An 18761-nucleotide genomic window follows, 5' to 3' on the forward strand; every position below is an offset into this window, starting at 1 on the left:
CAATATTATAATGTTTAATTTTGAGAGAATAATTCAATAATTATTTTTGATGAGTTTACATTTTGAATTGAATGAAGTAACTAAAAAGTTGCCTAAACATTTACATAAATTTATTGTTAAACAACCATATAGTGAGTATACTTCTCAAAACCAATCGGTTTGGAGATATGTAATGAGAATGAATGTTGATTATTTGAGTAAAGTTGCTCATAAATCTTATCTACCTGGATTAGAAAAAACAGGAATTTCTCTTGAAAATATTCCTCATATGGAAGGAATGAATCGAATTTTGAAAGAAATTGGTTGGGCTGCAGTTTCTGTAGATGGTTTTATTCCACCAAATGCTTTTATGGAATTTCAAGCATACAATGTTTTGGTAATTGCTTCGGATATGAGAACGATTAATCACATAGAATATACACCAGCACCAGATATTATTCATGAAGCAGCTGGTCATGCGCCTATTATTGCAAACCCAGAATACTCTGAATATTTAAGACGTTTTGGCGAAATAGGTAGCAAAGCAATTTCTTCTGCTAAAGATTATGAAATGTATGAAGCTATTAGACTTTTATCAATTTTAAAAGAAGATCCAAATTCATCAGAAAAAGACATTAACGAAGCGCAAAAACAAGTTGAATGGTTGCAAGATAATATGGGCGAATTGTCTGAAATGGCACAAATAAGAAATTTACATTGGTGGACTGTAGAATATGGTTTGATTGGTACTGTAGAAAACCCTAAAATTTATGGAGCCGGATTACTATCTTCAATTGGAGAAAGTACTTGGTGTATGAAAGACGAAGTTAAAAAACTACCTTATTCCATTGAAGCTGCTAATACAAATTTTGATATTACAAAACCTCAACCTCAATTATTTGTAACGCCAGATTTTGCGTATCTAAGTTTAATTTTAAGTGAATTTGCTAATACAATGGCTTTAAGAACCGGAGGTTTAAAAGGTATTAAAAAATTGATAGATTCTAAAAATTTAGGTACAATAGAATTAACAACAGGAATTCAAATTTCTGGAGTTTTTACAAATGTTATTCAACATAAAAATAACAAAGTAGCCTATTTTCAAACAACAGGGGTAACGGCGTTATCAAATAGAGATAAAGAATTAATTGGTCATGGAGTAACAAAACATGCTAGTGGTTTTGGCTCTCCTGTAGGGAAGTTAAAAGGAATCAATTTGCCAATAGAAGACATGAGTCCGAGAGATTTAAAAGCTTACGGAATTTATGAAGGCGAGTTTATGACACTAGAATTTGAAAGTGGAATTGTTGTAAAAGGAAAAGCAATTACAGGTACTAGAGATTTAAGAGGGAAAATTTTAATTATTTCTTTGGATGATTGTACTGTTACGTACAAAGATCAAGTTTTATTTAAATCAGAATGGGGAATTTATGATATGGCAATTGGTAAAGAAGTAATTTCTGCTTATTCTGGTGCTGCAGATGTAGCTTCTTTTGAGGACACAAGTAAAATTTCTGAAGTTAAAACACACAAGATAATATATTCAGATAAAGAGAAAGAATTGTATGCTTTATACGACCAAGTAAGAGAAATGCGTGAAACCAATTTAGCATCAGAAAAAAATATAACAGAAATATTTAATCAGTTAAATGTTAAATTTTCTAATGATTGGTTATTGCAGTTAGAAATCTATGAAGTAGCTTTGCAGAATAACTATACTATAAAATCTAAAATCTTTAAAAGATTAGAAGAACTAAAGTGTAACAAAAGCTACACAAAGCTAATAGAAAATGGATTAGTTTTGTGCAAAAATAATTAGATAGTATGGGTTTGTTTAACTTTTTTAAAAGAAAAAATATGAGTGTAGAAATTAAAGAATACTTAGAAAAAGGTGCTGTTGTTTTAGATGTTAGAACATTAGAAGAATGGAATGATGGACACTCTGAAGGTGCAAAACATATTGTATTGCAAACAATACCTGAACATGTAGATGAAATAAAGTCTTGGAACAAACCAGTAATTGCTGTTTGTAGAAGTGGAGCAAGAAGCGGACAAGCGACTCAGTTTTTAACAAATAATGGAGTTGATGTAATTAATGGAGGACCATGGGGAGATGTTGATCAATATTTATAAAATAGTAATTGATTAATATCACATTTAAATAAGAAAGAGTTGTAATATTTTATTACAACTCTTTCTTATTTATAGAACCGCCTATTATTATTATTATATTTTAATTACTGAAGCCATTTTCTTGGTACTTCTGTATTTTACTATGAACATTTATAGATTGCTTAAATTTTTTTATAATAGTAAATATGCCTCCTAAGATTGCACCTACAAAAGCACCCATGTTTAAAGGGTCGTAATGGTGACCTGTGATGAAGTATTTTATATAAAAAACAGCGATTCCAATTAGAATTGAAACCATAAAGGTTTGCAATTTAGATTTGGTAAAATGAGCATAAATACCACATACAACACCTGTAATTATGGATGTTGCGGTAATTTTAGTTAAAAATAACTCAATTAAAATAGTATCTTTAGGAACAAACATTGTTGTTATAGACATGCCTGTTATAATTCCAAAAGTTATGCCAATTAATACTTTTATAATCATCTGTTAGAGGGGTTATGATTTTATAAATATACGTTTTTTCCTATTAAAAGGAGATAAAAGAAAATTGACTTTTTAGTTTTTCCTTTTTTGTTTTTAATTTTTTTAAAAACTGCTGATGTTGAGCAGAGTTTTCGTTAAATGGCCTATGTAGAATTCCTTTTTGTATAACATCAATTTCTTTCATTGTTGATATTGTCTCATCAGAAAACCAAGTATCAACAAAACGTTGCCAAATATAATTAATGGCTGTTTTGTTTGGATGAATTAGATCTTCTGCGTAAAAACGATAATCGCGCAATTCATCCATCATAATTTCATAAGAAGGAAAATAATGTGTTTTTTCTCTAATATCAATAATATTATGAATAGCAGAGATTAAATGACTTTTACTTTGTGTGTTTTCTATAAATCCGTCTTTTAAATGACGAACAGGCGAAACTGTAAAAAGTATGTTTACGCATGGGTTTTCAGATTTTAAAAGCACAATTATTGCTTGTAAAGATGTGGTAATTTCATTAACAGATAATAGTTCTTTTAAGAATTTTTTTTGCGGAATTTTATGGCAATTTGCAACAATTTTATCGTCTTCAATAAAACGATAAACCCAAGAAGTACCCAAGGTAATTATAATATGGGAAGCTTCTTTTAAATTCTTATTGATAACTAAAATTGCTGAATTTAAGTTGTTTAAAAGCGTATTTTTATCAAGAGAACTTAAGTTAGAATGTGCGTCAAAAGAATGCCAAGTTTCATTTTGATAAATAACATCTTCGCTTATATATTCTTTTTGATTGATAGCATTTGTAATTAAGTTTTCTATTGACTTTGGATGAAAAAGAATTCCGAATGGATTTTGTGTAGATTGATATTTAAAATAATTTAATTTATCTCCAATGTTTTCAGAAAAGCAAGAACCTAACATCAAAATTTTAGATTTATAATCTATAAGATTTCTAGATTCTTGCTTTAAAGGTATTTTAGTTTGCAATTTCATGTTTATGTAACATTTTCAATTATCAGCGTCTAATATTTTAAATAAAGATATTTAATCATGAAAAATAAGAACACAAAACCTCAATCATTAAAAAATAAATTAGTAAAGTTTTATAAATGCGAACTAAAAAACTTCAATAAAATTTTAGGTATTAAATAATTTTATACTAAATAATCTTTTGCTTTTTCTAATGCTTTAGGTATTCCGCCTGGGTTTTTACCTCCAGCAGTTGCAAAGAAATTTTGACCACCACCACCACCGTGGATTAGTTTTCCTAATTCTCTAACAACAGTTCCTGCATTATAACCACGTTCGTTTGCTAATTCTTTAGAAACATAACAAGTTAACATTGCTTTATTTTTACTTGGCGCAGAAGCAAATAATAAAAATAAATTTTGATGTTCTTTACCCAAACCAAAAGCAAGGTTTTTAATTCCGTTTGCATCTAAATCTACTTTTGTAGCTAAAAACTGAACGCCATTAATTTCTTGTAACTGACTTCTAATTTCGCCAGATAAATTTTTTGCTTTATCTTTTAATAATTGTTCTATTTGTTTTTGCAAAGTAGCATTTTCGTCTTGTAATTTTTGTACTGCTTTTACAGGTTCTTTAGCATTGTTTAAAATGCTTTTTATATCAGTTAAAGTTTTGTTGTTTTCAGAATAAAAATCTTTTACAGCATCGTTTGTAATTGCTTCAATTCTTCTAATTCCTGCAGCAACTGCACCTTCAGATTTTATTTTAAAATGCCAAATATCACCAGTATTTTTTACGTGTGTTCCACCACAAAGTTCTACAGATTTACCAAATTTAATTGCCCTAACAGTATCTCCATATTTTTCGCCAAACAAAGCCATTGCACCTTCGTCAATTGCTTGTTGCATTGGTATATTTCTTTTTTCTTCTAAAGGTAATTTACCTTCAATTCTTCGGTTTACAAAGTTTTCTACTTCTTGCAATTCATCTACTGTTAATTTAGAAAAATGAGAAAAATCGAAACGTAAATATTTAGAATGAACAGCAGAACCTTTTTGCTCTACATGTGTTCCTAAGACTTCTCTTAGTGCTTGATGCAATAAGTGAGTTGCGGTATGGTTACATTCTGTTTTATAGCGTTGTTTAGCATCTACAACGGCTTTAAATGTGTCGTTTAAGTTTTTAGGAAGATTTTTTGTGAAATGAATAATTACGTTATTTTCCTTTTTAGTATCTAAAATATAAATTACATCTCCTTGGGTAGTTTCTAAATAACCTTTGTCACCAACTTGTCCACCACCTTCTGCGTAAAAAGGCGTTAAATTGAACACAATTTGATACATTTCTCCATCTTTTTTAGAGGTTACTTTTCTGTACCTTGTAATTTTTACAGTAGACTCTAAAGTATCATAGCCTACAAATTCTTCAACAGTATCTTCTTTTAAAATTGTCCAATCTTCTGTAGACATTTCACTAGCTGCTCTAGATCTGTTTTTTTGTTTTTGCAATTCTGCTTCAAAACCTTTTTCATCTAAAGTATATCCTTTTTCTGATAAAATTAAAGCAGTTAAATCTATCGGAAAACCAAAAGTATCGTATAATTCAAAAACTTTATCACCAGAAATTTCTTTTGTTTTTGCTGATGAAATTATACCATCTAACAAAATTAAACCTTGGTCTAATGTTCTTAAAAAAGAAGTTTCTTCTTCTTTAATTACGTTTTCTATTAGTTGTTTTTGCGCTTTTAATTCAGGGAAAGCTTCTCCCATTTTATTACTTAAAACATCAACTAATCTATAAATAAAAGGTTCTTTTTTGTCTAAAAAAGTAAAACCATATCTTACAGCTCTTCTAAGAATTCTACGAATTACATAACCAGAACCCGTATTACTTGGTAATTGACCATCAGCAATAGAAAAAGCGACAGCTCTAACATGATCAGAAATTACACGAGTTGCAATGTCTTGTTTTTCATCAGAACCATATTTTGTGTTTGTAACCGCTTCTATTTCTCTAATAATTGGCGTAAAAACATCAGTATCATAATTAGATTTTACATTTTGCATTACCATACATAAACGTTCAAATCCCATTCCGGTATCAATATGTTTGTTTGGTAATTCTTCTAGTGTTCCATTTGCCTTTCTGTTGAATTGCATGAAAACTAAATTCCAAATTTCTACTACCTGCGGATGATCTTCGTTAATTAATGTTTTACCATCAACCTTTGCTTTTTCTTCTGCAGAACGAATATCAACATGAATTTCAGAACAAGGTCCACAAGGTCCTTGCTCTCCCATTTCCCAGAAATTATCTTTTTTATTTCCTTTTAAAATGCGGTCTTCAGCAATAAATTGTTTCCAGATATCATAAGCTTCCATATCCATTTTTAAATTGTCAGCATCCTCAGAACCTTCAAAAACAGTTACGTATAAAATGTCTTTATCAATTTTATAAACTTCTGTTAACAATTCCCAAGCCCAAGCAATTGCTTCTTTCTTAAAATAATCTCCAAAAGACCAGTTACCTAACATTTCGAATAATGTATGATGATACGTGTCGTACCCAACCTCTTCTAAATCGTTATGTTTACCAGAAACACGCAAACATTTTTGCGAATCTGTAATTCTGTTCTTTTTTGGTTTTCCGTTTCCTAAAAAATATTCTTTAAAAGGAGCCATCCCAGAATTAACAAACATTAAAGTAGGATCGTCTTTTGTTACCATTGGTGCAGAAGGCACAACTAAATGCGATTTCTCTTGGTAAAACTTTAAAAATGTAGAGCGAATATCTTGTGATTTCATAAAAAAGAAGTTTCCAAATACTTTGGATTATGTTAATATATTTTTAAAAATGTTGCTAAAAAAAAGCAATTGTAAAACATTTTGTAAATTTGTGTGTTATAAAAAGGAGTTTCATATAATAAACTCATTTTAAGAGTACAAAAATAGTATAATTAGTATTATGGCGAAAGTAAAATATTATTACGATGCAGACACATTATCTTATAGAAAAATTACAGTTAAAAAGAGCTATTATTATAAGAAAAGTGTTTTCGGAATATTAGCTGTTTTTTTAATCGCTTTTATTGGTTTTGTTGTTTTTAGTCAGTTTATTATGTCGCCGAGTGAGCGTTCTCAAAAAAGAGAATTAGAAAATCTAAAACTTCATTACGAACTACTCTCTAAAAGAATGGAAGAAAGTTCTTCTATCTTGGCACAATTACAAGATAGAGATAACAATATTTATAGAACTTATTTTGAAGCAAACCCAATACCAGAAGAACAAAGAAAAGCTGGTTTTGGTGGTGTAAATAGGTATAAATCTTTAGATGGTTTTGATAATTCTACAATGATAAAAGACTTAACCAAAGATGTAGACATTCTTACAAAACAACTGGTAGTACAGTCTAAATCTTTAGATGAAATTGTAGGTTTAGCTAAAGAAAAAGAAAAAATGCTGGCTTCTATACCTGCAATACAGCCTGTAAAAAATGAAGACTTAACAAGAATGGCATCTGGTTACGGAATGAGAATGCACCCTATATTAAAATATAGAAAAATGCATAAAGGAATGGATTTTACAGCGCCAGTTGGTACACCTATTTTTGCAACAGCAAACGGAAAAGTAATTAAGGCTCAGAGAAGTAGTTCTTACGGTAATGTTGTTTATATAGATCATGGTTATGGGTATAAAACGGTATACGGCCATATGAGTAAAATAAAGACCAGAAAAGGAAAAACCGTAAAAAGAGGAGATTTAATTGGCTATGTTGGTAATACAGGCTTGTCTGCAGGTGCACATTTACATTATGAAGTTCATAAAAATGGTAGAGCTGTAAACCCAATTAGTTTTTATTATGGAGATTTAACTCCAGAAGAATTTGCAGCAATGCAAAAAGCAGCAGCAGAAGAAGGACAATCTTACGATTAAATTAATTGGTTTATGCATGTAGAGTTCCCCGATAAACGTTATTACAAAATAGGCGAAGTTGCCAAGGCTTTTAATGTAAACACATCTTTAATTCGTTTTTGGGAAAAAGAGTTTGATATTATTAAACCCAAGAAAAATGCAAAAGGCAACCGTTTATTTACACCTAAAGACATCTCTAACTTTAAATTGATTTTTAATTTAGTTAAAGAGAGAGGCTTTACTTTAGAAGGAGCAAAACAAAAATTAAAGAAGAATCCGGAATCTACTTTCGATAAATATGAAATAATTACTCGTTTAGAGTCTGTAAAAGCAGAATTGATTAAAATAAAAAATCAATTGTAACATTTCTTATATTACTGTGTCTAATAATTGTAAATCGATTTGATATTCTATAGATTTACAGAGAATATTCGATAATTTTGTAATACAAAAATCAATCAAAAAATTAAAATTTAGAAATTATGAAAAAATGGTTAATTCCGGTAATAGTAATCCTTGTTATTGTTTTCGGTGTTTATAATTGGGCAAAAGGATTTAATAATGAAGCAGTAGTTTTACAAGAAGATGCAAAAACAACTTGGTCTAATGTAGAAAGTGCTTATCAACGTAGAAACGATTTAATAGGTAACTTAGTAAAAACAGTACAGGGAGCAGCAGATTTTGAAAAAGAAACGTTAACAGATGTTATTAATGCAAGAGCTAAGGCAACTTCTGTAAATATAGATGCAGGAGATTTAACACCAGAAAATATGGCACAATTTCAACAAGCACAATCTGGTTTAACAGGTGCCTTATCTAAATTATTAGTTTCTGTAGAGCGTTACCCAGATTTAAAAGCAAACCAAAATTTTTTAGAATTACAAAGTCAATTAGAAGGTACAGAAAATAGAATTAATGTTGCAAGAGATCGTTTTAATGAAGGTGTAAATGAATACAACAAACACATTAAAGTTTTTCCTGGTTCTTTATTAGCAGGTATTTTTAATTTTGATGAAATGGATCGTTATAAAGCAAATGCAGGTTCTGAAAATGCACCAGATGTAGACTTTGATTTTAACAGTAAAAAAGAATAAAAATGTCTAAAGTAGAAGCGTTTCTTACTCCAGAAGAAGAAAAAGAAATTATTTCTGCTATTAAAACTGCAGAGAAAAATACTTCTGGCGAAATCCGTGTGCATATTGAGGCTTCTACAGAGAAGAATCATGAAGAGCGTTCGTTAGAAGTATTTCATCTCTTAGAGATGCATAAGACAAAAGATGCAAATGGAGTCTTAATTTATGTTGCTGTAAAAGATAAGAAATTTGTAATTTTTGGTGATAAAGGAATTAATGATGTTGTGCCAGATAGTTTTTGGAATTCTACTAAAGACGTCATTCAGAATCATTTTAAAAACGGAAATTTTAAACAAGGAATTGTAGACGGAATCTTAAAAGCTGGCCAAGAGCTAAAAGAACATTTTCCGTGGCAGATTGATGATGAAGATGAACTATCTAACGAGATATCTAAAGGATGATAAAAAGAGTTTTTAGTTTCCAGTTTTTAGTATTTAGTAAAAAGTTACTAACGTTAATAGTTTTTTTACTCTCTATAAGTCTTTTTTCTCAAGGATATAAAATTCCAGAGAAACCTAAGCTTCAAACAAGTGTTTACGATTACACAAGTTTGCTATCAGCTACTCAAAAGACAAGTTTAGAAAATAAATTAATACGTTATTCAGATACAACTTCTACTCAGATTGTTGTAGCTATTATTTCATCAACCGAAGGTGAAGATATTAGTTATTTAGCAGCTCAATGGTTAACAAAATGGGGTTTAGGAACAGCAAAAGAAGATAACGGTGTTCTTGTTGTTTTGGCAGAAAAGGATAGAAAAATAGCTATTAGTACAGGTTATGGAGTAGAACATTTGTTAACGGATTTTCAATCTAAAAGAATTATTGAAAACGTCATAATCCCCGAGTTTAAGAAAGGAGATTATTATGCAGGACTTGATAAAGGGTCTGACTATATTTTTAAAACTTTAAACGGAGAATACCAAGGAACAAGAGAAAAAGAAACCGAAGGGTTTGATTTTGGTAAGATCATTTTTATAATAATTGTTATTGTCTTTATTTTAATTTCTTTTGGAAATAGAAATAATGGAGGCGGAAGAGGTTATAGAAAACGTTCTGTTGCAGGAGGTATTTTAGAAGCAATTATTCTAAGTAGTGCTGGTAGAGGCAGCAGTGGAGGCTTTGGCGGTTTTGGAGGTTCTTCTGGTGGAGGGAGTTTTGGAGGCGGCGGTTTCGGCGGAGGCTTTGGCGGCGGAATGGGCGGCGGAGGCGGTGCTTCTGGTGGATGGTAAAAAATATTTATATGAAGAAATTATTAATTTGTCTGAGTTTATTATTGTTATGTAATTGTCAAAATTTTGGGCAACTTACAATGATTGCTGATTTACCAAAAGATTTAGAAGAAGTTTCTGGTACGGAAATGATTATAGGTTCTGATATTATTTGGATGTTGAATGATAGTGGAAATAAATCAGAAATTTTTGGAGTTTCTAAAAAAGGTAATATTAAAGAAGAAATTGATATTAAATCAAAAAATCATGATTGGGAAGATTTAACTTCTGATGATGAAGGAAATCTCTACATCGGTGATTTTGGTAACAATCTTAATAAAAGAAAAAATTTAGCTATTTTAATTCTTGATAAAAAAGATTTAGATGATAAAAATGCGGATGTTAAAAAGATAAAATTTAAATATCCAAATCAAGATAAATTTCCACCGAAAAAGAAAGATTTATATTTTGATTCTGAGTCGTTTTTTTATTTTAATAATCACCTATATATTTTTACAAAAAGTAGGGTTCATGATAATTATGGTAAAACATCTCTTTATAAAGTTCCAGCAAAAAAAGGAAATCATACTGCCAAATTAATAGGAAAATATGATAATGGAAATGATGTAGAAAGTTGGATAACTTCTGCAGATATCTCTCCTAATAAAGATAAGGTTGTACTTTTATCACAAAAAAATATATTAATTTTTTCAGATTTTAAGGATGATAATTTTTTCTCAGGAAAAGTAGAAAAAATTACGCTTTCTCATTATTCCCAAAAAGAAGGAATCTGTTTTAAAGATGCTAATACTCTTTTAATAACAGATGAAAAAGCTCAGGGAGAAGGCGGTAATTTATATGAATTGAAAATATAAATTAAATTACAAATTTGTAAATTAAAAGTGCCCAACCTATTGCTAAACTCAAACCACCTAAAGGTGTAATTGGCCCTAAAAACCTTAGTTTTTTATCATTTGCAGATGAAATTACCAATCCGTAAATAGAAAAAGAGAATAAAAAGATTCCTATTATAAATGCGTAAATAATATAGTTGTCAATTTGGGTTTTAGTACTTAAGTTAAAGCCTAAGGTTAATAATACAATTGCATGATACATTTGGTATTTTACACCTGTTTCAAAACTTTGTAATTGTTCTGTAGATAGTTTTTTCTTTAATAAATGCGCACCAAAAGCACCAAATATTACTGCTAATAAACCAAATATTGCTCCGAAAATTAATGCTGATTTATCCATGTTTATTTTTTAAAAATCGAATCCTAACTTAAATGCAATTCGTAATCCGTCTGTACTATTAAAAGCGCCAATATTAGCCGCTAAGATATCTGCAACGTTTAAAAATAAACCACCACCGTAAGAGTTGTTCCAATTTTTGTAAGATAATGTAGGGTTTATAATTATATTTTCTTCTCCCCAAACTTTACCGTAATCAAAACCAGCATAAACACCAATGCTTAAAGGAGCTAAACCTGTTTTAACCTTATTTAAATTCCAACGAATATCAGAACTATGGTAAAAAGAATTTTTACCTGTAAAACGTTGGTTTCTAAAACCTCTTAAGCCATCGTTTCCTCCAATAGTTGCTGCTTGATAAAACTCGTAATCATCACCAAAATTAAAATGACTTTTTACTTTAGTTGCTAAAACTAAATTACCACTAGCTATTAACTTATAATCAAAAGAAATTTGAGGAATAAAATAAGTAAAATCATTATTATTTCCTAGGTTTGATGTATGACCAAGTTGTAAAGAAGTTTTAATTCCCATAGTAGGGAATGTTTTATTATCATAATTTTCATATTGATAACTAGCTTCACCATTTATAAATTGTTGATTATTAAAAATTGGATCATTCTCATTAAACTGGGTATATAAAAATCTATTTAAAGTGTTTTCCACTTTGATATTTTGCAAGTTGGCTCCAATTTTTACTTTTGCACCTAGTTCTCCTTGCCAATGTATGTAAGTACCGCCAAATAATTTTTTAATTCTAATTCTATTGTAATCTAGGTCTTTAAAGTCATTGGCTTCTGGGTTTATAGAATTGTTACCCAAGCCAAAATAGTTAATAGAAAATTTAGGACTAGTAAACATCGCATTAATACCTAGATTCCAAGTTTTAAAAATATTAGCAAACTCGCTACTATAATTAATTTCAAATCCACCAGTAGCAAAGAAATATGAAGCGCCTAAAGTATGCTGAGAAGTAAAAGGATTTCTTTCAAATCCGTAAGCAGTATAAACGTTAGAAACCCCTAATTTAACACCATCATCTGGGTTAAAACCTACAGTTGGTATTAATAAGTTCTCATTATCTTTAATTTTTGTATAATCATAAACATTGGTCTCGTAATTATCGGTTAACTTTTTGCTTACATTTTTAGTTAAAAACGTGTTTTTCTTAGATCTATAATCGTAAACTTTTATTCTCTTACTATTTGTAATCTCGTAGATATCGTTATTTTGACCACCAATAATTCTTATTTTTATAAGATTTTCACCATCACCTTTTACAATAAAATGGTCATCATCATCTAAACCATAAATCCAAATTTCTTTAGTTTCATCTTTGTTGTAAGTTCTTTGATGAGAAATCTTATTTTTAACGCCTTTTTTAATTGTGAATACAGTAATTTTTGTTTGGCCATTTGGTAATCTTTCTACATCAAACCAATCATCTTTCTGTGTACCTTTAACAACCTGAAATTTATTTATATGATAAAAATAAGAATCAGAAATTGATTGTAAATTTTCTCTTCTTCCAATTAATTTTCTTTTAATGTCTGCAATAGTTTCATCATTAACCTCTTCTGGGATATTATTAAAAGCATCTTCTATTACTGCATTTGTAAGGTTGTTTTTTATTAATTGTACCTGTTCATCCCAAACAGATTTGTTAGATTTAGTTATTATTGCCATATCTAACGGATAAGGTTCTAAATTAAACCATTTAGTATTTTTTAAATCGTCTGAATAAGATTTCATTAAACGCAATGTAGGAATCAATGTTGTTGCTGCATTCAGCAAAAAGCCATCACCAAAAATAGAAAAAGCTTGATCTCTATCTCTTGGTACTGGTCTGTATATGGTTTGGTCTCCTTTTTTAAATTCTGCCCATCTCCATTGGTCTTCATGTCTATCCCAATCACCAATTAACATATCAAACAAACGTGCTCTTATGTATGCTTCTTCGTCTAAAATATGATTTTCATTTTTATCTAATTTCTTTAATAAATCGTCTGTGCTAATTATTTCATCAGAAAAACCAAAGTTTTTTTTATCTCCATGACCAGATGCAGAACGCTCTTCTATCATGTATAATTCATCACCAAAACCTTCATTAAATTGCCCTAAAGTATTTTGTTTAGGAACGTAATATAAAACAGGAACTGAGTGATATATACCAACAGCGTCAGATAATTTTGCAATTGTAAAAGGAGCATAAGGATGCGAACCGGTAAAAACATCAGACAATAATGCTTCTGTTGAGGTATCGCTAAATTGCCCTTCTATGTATTGTTCTTTAAAGGCTACAGATTGCAAATATTGTGTTGCATTTTTGCGGAGTGCTCTCATTACATATTCACTACCGTTTTTATCCTCTAACCTTAAAGATTTAGATTGATGCCCACCACCTTTTCTAACAGGTTTTAGACCACCAAAAAGAGTGTCTAATTGAACTGTTGGAGCTTTTATTTTTGTACCAAAATATTTTCTGTAACGTTCTCCCCATAAAAATTGATAAAAACCAGTTTTTTTAATTTCTTCTTCTGTGTATATAGATGCAACTTTAGTTTTCTCTTTAAACTCCGTGTAATCTTGATTATTGTTAGTTATATCGGCTTTTAAAACTTCTGTTTCATAAACAATTTTATCATCATTAACTGCGTAAAAACTAACTTTAGAAGAACCGTCTTTATAAATATTTAATTTAGCAAAACCTTGTGCTGAGTATGTGAATTTTGCAGAACCGGCTAATTTAGTAGCTTTGGTTTTAGATCCAGAACCGCTAACAATTTGTGGTAAATTATCTTGTACGATGTACTGTAAATTATGATCGTGACCAGAAACAAAAATTGTTTTTTCGTTTTCTTGAGACAATGTTACAATACGTTTTTTAAGTTCGTTGTATTTTTTGTTTTGAATATCTGTATTTGTAAAACCAGAAGTTTGTCTAATTACATTTTTAATTGTTCCTACGATAGGTAATGGAGTCATGTGGCTTTTAAAAGAAAATTTTCCGCCATGAGAACCATATGTAAACATTGGGTGATGTAGTGCTACAATTGTTGTTTTTCCTCTTGCTTTTTTAATTAAACCTTCAAACTCTTCAAAAAACTTGTCTCTGGTTTTAATTTCACACTCATCGTTAATTGTTGGATGATTGTTCCAGTTTGTCAAATACCAATGTGTATCCACAATAATTAATTCAATGTCATCAGAAATACTTACTTTTTCTAACGGACAACCATTGTTAGGCAAAAAAGCATCTTTGATTAATGCATCTTCAACTAATTTCTCTTCTCTTTTTAAACCATCTAAACCATTGTACCAATCGTGATTACCAGGAATAAAAATCGAATTTCCTTCAAAAGATTTTGCAACTTCAATTTGGGCTTCAATTCTTCTTTTAGCTAAAGGATATTTTCTAGAACTTTTTTTAGGAATACCAGTTTCGTAAACGTTATCTCCTAAAAACAATAAAGTTGATTTTTCTGAAGCTCCTTTTATATGTTTTTTTAAATATGTTAAGGCCGGCGAATCTTTTGTTAAAGTAGAATTACCAGCATCTCCAATTAAATAAAAAGAATGAGCTATCTCGCGATTATTATTAAATTTTATAGTTTTTTGATCTTCAGAAATTTGCAGTTCGTATGTAGCACAAGCAGAAAATAAAAATAAAATAAAAAGAAGTGTTGAATATTTGAATTCTTTCATGTTGCAAAAATAGCTATTTTAAAATTGATTTTTTAAAGTGATTTAAGTCTTCTTTAGTGTCTAAATCAATTAAATTTGTAGTGGTTTTAGGGTGAATTATTTCATTTTTCCTTTGATTGATAAATTCTTTAGCTCCTTTATCACCTTTAATTAATAAGAGATCAGAAAAATATTTTTGAGGGAAAATTGCAGGAACACCAAATTTATCATCATATTTTGAAGCAATTATATTATTACTTTTCTTATTAAACAAAGTATATAAATCTTGTAAGTATGCAATTTCAATTGCGGGTTGATCTGCTAATAAAATTAAAATTCCGTCTAAATTTAAGTTTTTTGTGTTCAAAAATTTAATTCCGGTAACAATGCTAGAACTTAAACCTTCTTCAAAATTTGTGTTTTCAATAAATTGGATGTTCTTAGTCTTTATTTGTGTTTTAATTAATTTAGAGTTTGCTCCTAAAACACAATAAACAGTATCGCTAAAAACACTTTTTGTTTTTTTTAGAACAATATTTAAAAGCGTTTCATTCCCAATTTTTTCTAATTGTTTTATGCTATCCATTCTAGAAGATTTACCAGCAGCTAAAATTAAAACAGCAATATTTTTCATCTTTTAAATATTGATTTTACCATTTAAATTACGCAGAGAAAAAGGTTCTTTTTTTCTGATTACAGATAAAATTTCTGCCACAATAGAAATCGCAATTTCTTCTGGAGTTTGTGCACCAATATGTAAACCTGCAGGAGTGTAAATTATATCTAAAAATTCATCAGAAATATCAGGTACATACTCAAAAAGTTCGTTAAATAAACGTTCTCTTCTTTTTGGTGCACCTAGAATTCCTATATATTTTGGGGAGTATTCTACTAGTTTTAGAACATATTTTAAATCTTTCACATAACTATGATTCATTATTACAATGGCTGTGTTTTCTTCAATATTTTTAAATTTAATGGTTTCTGGAGAATCACCAACAACAGAATTTGCTCCAGGGAAATCACTTAATAATTTGCTGTCTTTTACAGAAGTTATTACATCAATTTCCCAACCTAAATTCGCTGCTATTTTACATAGTTTTACAGCATCGTGTTCGCCACCAATAATAATCAACTTAAAAGCAGGTTTTAAAATTTGAGTAAACACATTTGTGTTTTCTGGAGTTTTAAAATCAAAAGAATTTGAAAAACTAAATTGCTTTTTATTTTTAAAAGTAACACGAGAACCAAAACTACCTATAGCTTCATCTTTTTTGGTAAAAGAACTTTCAATCTTAATAGATTCTCTATTTTTAAGAGCTTTAGAAAATGAGTTTAAAAAAGCATCCGTTATAAAAAAAGGCTCAATTAAAATATATAAAATGCCTTCGCAGCCTAGTTTATATCTGCCATCGTATGTAATAATTTTCGGTTTTTCATCAATAAAAACACTTTTGATTCTGTGTATAATTTCTTTTTCTACACAACCACCACTTACAGCTCCAAGAGTATTTAAATCTTCTGAAATTAACATTTTAACTCCTGGTTTTCTATAAGAAGAACCTTCTAAAAAAACGACAGAAGCCAATACGTTTTTCAATCCTTTTTGTTGATTGATAACAGTTTGATTGATTATTTCTTTGAATTCGTGGATCATGAATAAAAAACTAAGAGAGGTTTAAAGATAAACCTTTTTTATCATCAAACTAAAAAGGGTATCCAATAGCAAAGTTAAAAACAGGTTCATCTACTCTAAAATCCCATCGTTTGTCTTTTTCTAAAGAAGGATCGTGAAAAGGGGCAGCCAAATCAAAACGAATTACAAAACCTTGTACATCTACTCGTAAACCAAAACCAGCTCCCATACCTAATTCATTTATAAAGTTTGATGTAAATTTATCTGTGACGTTACCATCTGCATCATTAAAATCAGAATTAGAAACCGTATTCCAAATATTTCCTGCATCCGCAAAAATGGCTCCTTTAAAAATAGAAACAATCGGAAAACGATATTCTAAATTTGCTTCTAAACGAACGTTACCTGTCTTATCAAAGTAAGAACTATCATCATCTGTATTGTTACCGTCATATGTACCGGGTCCTAAAGATCGAATGCTAAAAGCTCTAACACTATAAGGTCCACCTGAGTAATATTGTTTTACAAACGGAACAACATCAGAATTACCATAAGCATATCCGTATCCAGCAAATAATCTAGTAGCAATAGTTTGTTCGTTTTTATTACCAAAATTGTAGTGATATCTAAAATCGACATCTGCTTTTGCGTATTGCGCATATTCTAATCCTAAAAACTCATTGCTTTCGTCTGCTTCTTTATCAAACAAACTAATAGAATTACCAGCTACGTCTAAAGTAGTTTGTAAATAAAGTTGATTCTTTTTTGATGAATTAACCATTTCGTTATAGGTAAAAGAAAAAGTAAGTCCGCTTATAAATTGCTGATCAAAACTACTTTCTAAATAAGAATTGTTGTCTAAAATTTCTTGAAATTCATCTGTTGTATTAGATAAGCGGGTGTAATTTACCGAAATAGGATTAAAATCGTAAGTAATGTATTTATTTGCATTCCAAGAATAACCAAATAGCATTGTACCCGATAAAAGCGTATATAAATCACTTCTACTTAAATAAGTTGCGCTTAAACTTGTTTTTGTTTTAGGAATTGAATAATCGAAATAATCTTTATTAATCGTAAATGGCGAGATAACTCTTGGGAAAACAATTTCTCCTTTTAAACCAAGTTCTAAACTAGTTAAGCCAGAAGTGCTACCATTTGCAATTTGTGTTTCGTAACCAATATTTGTACTAATGTTTAGTGTTTCTCCTCCTTTAAATAAATTTCTGTTACTATAAGTTACTGCCAATTCTGGACCTGCAAAATTATTAGATTTTGTAACTGCTTGCAGTTCTGTACGGATAGCACGTTTGGTTAAAGGAGATAAAAATATATTTGCTTCTAAACTACCAATACTATCTGTGATAGAATCTTTAATTTCTTTATACTGAATATTTACAAATTTATAAGTACCAATTGATGAAAGCCTTCTTGCTGTATTTTTGGAAGTTAGTGGGTCGTAAAACTCATCTTCTTTTAAAGTGATAAACTCATCTAAATATTTAGGATCAAAAAATACGGTATCTTGATGATATGTTTTTTCTTTAAAACGTGTCTTTTTTACCACTGTAGAATCACTTAAATTGTAATTAGGATAAATATTTATGTTTTTTATTTTATAAGGAACAGTAGCTTTTTTTGGAACGTTTGATTTAAGCTTTAAAAATAAATCGAACTTTTTATTATCATACCTATTTGTATCTGCTTCAAATAATAAAAAGTCTAAGTTAAAATTATAATATCCTTTTTGTTTTAATTCAGAATCTAAACGTTGTCTTTCTAACTTTAAACTTCCTAAATCAAAACGCTTACCTTTTTTTAGAGTAGAAGTTTTACTTAATTCTTTTACATCTTTATAAATAGGAGAAACCATACTATCTACTTTGTAAGTTGCTATTTTATAAGGAGCAGGTATTTTTAAATTATATGTTATTGCAGCTTCTTTTTCTTTTTCTATAAAATCAGAATTAATAGAGCTGTAGAAAAAACCATAGTTTTCTAGTTTGTTTCTTAAAATTTCTTTGTTTTCTAACTCATTTATGTCTGATTGATATACAGGTTTTTGTCCGAATTTTTTATACAACCATTTGTTTAAAAAATTGGTTTTTTCTTGCTGATTTTTATAGTAATAATACAAGCCAAGATGCATACCAAGAAATTTAGTATTTGGTTGTCTGTTTAAGACAGAGGATAAATCAGTTTTTAAGGCATCCATTTTTTTTACTGTAGAATCTGCTTCGATTTCTATAGTAGCACCTGTATATAAACGCTCGTCTTTTGGGATGTATTTTTTGATACCACAACTATAAATAAACAAAAATAGGATTGCAAAAAGACTGTATTTTTTATAGGATTTTTTCAACATT

16 protein-coding genes are annotated in these 18761 nt (G+C 29.4%); 8 read left to right on the top strand and 8 right to left on the bottom strand.

The features are described 5' to 3' along the window. Positions 1 to 49: 49 nt before the first annotated feature. Positions 50 to 1798 (top strand): aromatic amino acid hydroxylase, encoded by a 1749-nt coding sequence (locus tag ACJJVY_RS11825; RefSeq protein ID WP_405608738.1) that lies wholly within the window; start codon positions 50 to 52, stop codon positions 1796 to 1798. A 38-nt stretch (positions 1799 to 1836) separates the two neighbouring features. After that, positions 1837 to 2112 carry a rhodanese-like domain-containing protein gene (locus ACJJVY_RS11830; RefSeq protein WP_405608741.1) on the top strand — a complete coding sequence of 92 codons (276 nt, stop codon included), beginning with the start codon at positions 1837 to 1839 and terminating at the stop codon, positions 2110 to 2112. A gap of 100 nt (positions 2113 to 2212) precedes the next feature. On the opposite strand, the gene ACJJVY_RS11835 is transcribed toward ACJJVY_RS11830, so the two are convergent. The 3 genes from ACJJVY_RS11835 to alaS all read right to left on the bottom strand — a co-directional run bounded on the left by ACJJVY_RS11835 (position 2213) and on the right by alaS (position 6373). After that, positions 2213 to 2599 carry a hypothetical protein gene (locus ACJJVY_RS11835; RefSeq protein WP_405608744.1) on the bottom strand — a complete coding sequence of 129 codons (387 nt, stop codon included), beginning with the start codon at positions 2597 to 2599 and terminating at the stop codon, positions 2213 to 2215. A 43-nt stretch (positions 2600 to 2642) separates the two neighbouring features. After that, positions 2643 to 3593 carry a GSCFA domain-containing protein gene (locus ACJJVY_RS11840; protein WP_405608747.1) on the bottom strand — a complete coding sequence of 317 codons (951 nt, stop codon included), beginning with the start codon at positions 3591 to 3593 and terminating at the stop codon, positions 2643 to 2645. Positions 3594 to 3754: 161 nt separating this feature from the next. Continuing rightward, entirely contained in the window at positions 3755 to 6373 is a 2619-nt protein-coding gene (alaS, locus tag ACJJVY_RS11845; RefSeq protein ID WP_405608750.1) for an alanine--tRNA ligase, read from the bottom strand. A gap of 160 nt (positions 6374 to 6533) precedes the next feature. Here alaS and ACJJVY_RS11850 point away from each other — a divergent pair, with 160 nt between their 5' ends. The 6 genes from ACJJVY_RS11850 to ACJJVY_RS11875 all read left to right on the top strand — a co-directional run bounded on the left by ACJJVY_RS11850 (position 6534) and on the right by ACJJVY_RS11875 (position 10699). Further along, on the top strand, positions 6534 to 7502 hold the full coding sequence (locus ACJJVY_RS11850) for a M23 family metallopeptidase (RefSeq protein WP_405608753.1): 969 nt from the start codon (positions 6534 to 6536) through the stop codon (positions 7500 to 7502). A gap of 12 nt (positions 7503 to 7514) precedes the next feature. Next, positions 7515 to 7844, top strand: coding sequence for a MerR family transcriptional regulator (locus ACJJVY_RS11855; protein WP_405608756.1), 330 nt, complete (start codon positions 7515 to 7517; stop codon positions 7842 to 7844). Positions 7845 to 7963: 119 nt separating this feature from the next. Continuing rightward, positions 7964 to 8575, top strand: coding sequence for a LemA family protein (locus tag ACJJVY_RS11860; RefSeq protein ID WP_405608759.1), 612 nt, complete (start codon positions 7964 to 7966; stop codon positions 8573 to 8575). 2 nt (positions 8576 to 8577) lie between these two features. Beyond that, complete coding sequence (locus ACJJVY_RS11865) at positions 8578 to 9015, top strand: TPM domain-containing protein (protein WP_405608762.1); 438 nt, start codon at positions 8578 to 8580, stop codon at positions 9013 to 9015. Further along, positions 9012 to 9845, top strand: coding sequence for a TPM domain-containing protein (locus ACJJVY_RS11870; protein WP_405608765.1), 834 nt, complete (start codon positions 9012 to 9014; stop codon positions 9843 to 9845). Before ACJJVY_RS11865 ends, ACJJVY_RS11870 begins: the two co-directional genes overlap by 4 nt. Positions 9846 to 9856: 11 nt before the next feature. Further along, complete coding sequence (locus ACJJVY_RS11875) at positions 9857 to 10699, top strand: hypothetical protein (RefSeq protein WP_405608768.1); 843 nt, start codon at positions 9857 to 9859, stop codon at positions 10697 to 10699. 1 nt (position 10700) lies between these two features. On the opposite strand, the gene ACJJVY_RS11880 is transcribed toward ACJJVY_RS11875, so the two are convergent. Genes ACJJVY_RS11880 through ACJJVY_RS11900 form a run of 5 tightly spaced genes read right to left on the bottom strand, consistent with a single transcriptional unit; the run spans position 10701 to position 18760 of the window. Next, a complete protein-coding gene (locus tag ACJJVY_RS11880) occupies positions 10701 to 11078 on the bottom strand; it encodes a DUF423 domain-containing protein (RefSeq protein ID WP_405608771.1) in 378 nt (125 codons plus the stop codon). A 9-nt stretch (positions 11079 to 11087) separates the two neighbouring features. Further along, positions 11088 to 14780 carry a metallophosphoesterase gene (locus ACJJVY_RS11885; RefSeq protein ID WP_405608774.1) on the bottom strand — a complete coding sequence of 1231 codons (3693 nt, stop codon included), beginning with the start codon at positions 14778 to 14780 and terminating at the stop codon, positions 11088 to 11090. A 13-nt stretch (positions 14781 to 14793) separates the two neighbouring features. Continuing rightward, a complete protein-coding gene (locus ACJJVY_RS11890; RefSeq protein ID WP_405608777.1) occupies positions 14794 to 15393 on the bottom strand; it encodes an NTP transferase domain-containing protein in 600 nt (199 codons plus the stop codon). Between the two features lie 3 nt (positions 15394 to 15396). After that, on the bottom strand, positions 15397 to 16416 hold the full coding sequence (locus ACJJVY_RS11895) for an XdhC family protein (protein ID WP_405608780.1): 1020 nt from the start codon (positions 16414 to 16416) through the stop codon (positions 15397 to 15399). A 49-nt stretch (positions 16417 to 16465) separates the two neighbouring features. Then, entirely contained in the window at positions 16466 to 18760 is a 2295-nt protein-coding gene (locus tag ACJJVY_RS11900; RefSeq protein ID WP_405608783.1) for a BamA/TamA family outer membrane protein, read from the bottom strand. Position 18761 lies beyond the last annotated feature (1 nt).

Origin of the sequence: Polaribacter sp. Asnod1-A03, from assembly GCF_045063585.1 — a bacterium.
Classification (GTDB): domain Bacteria; phylum Bacteroidota; class Bacteroidia; order Flavobacteriales; family Flavobacteriaceae; genus Polaribacter.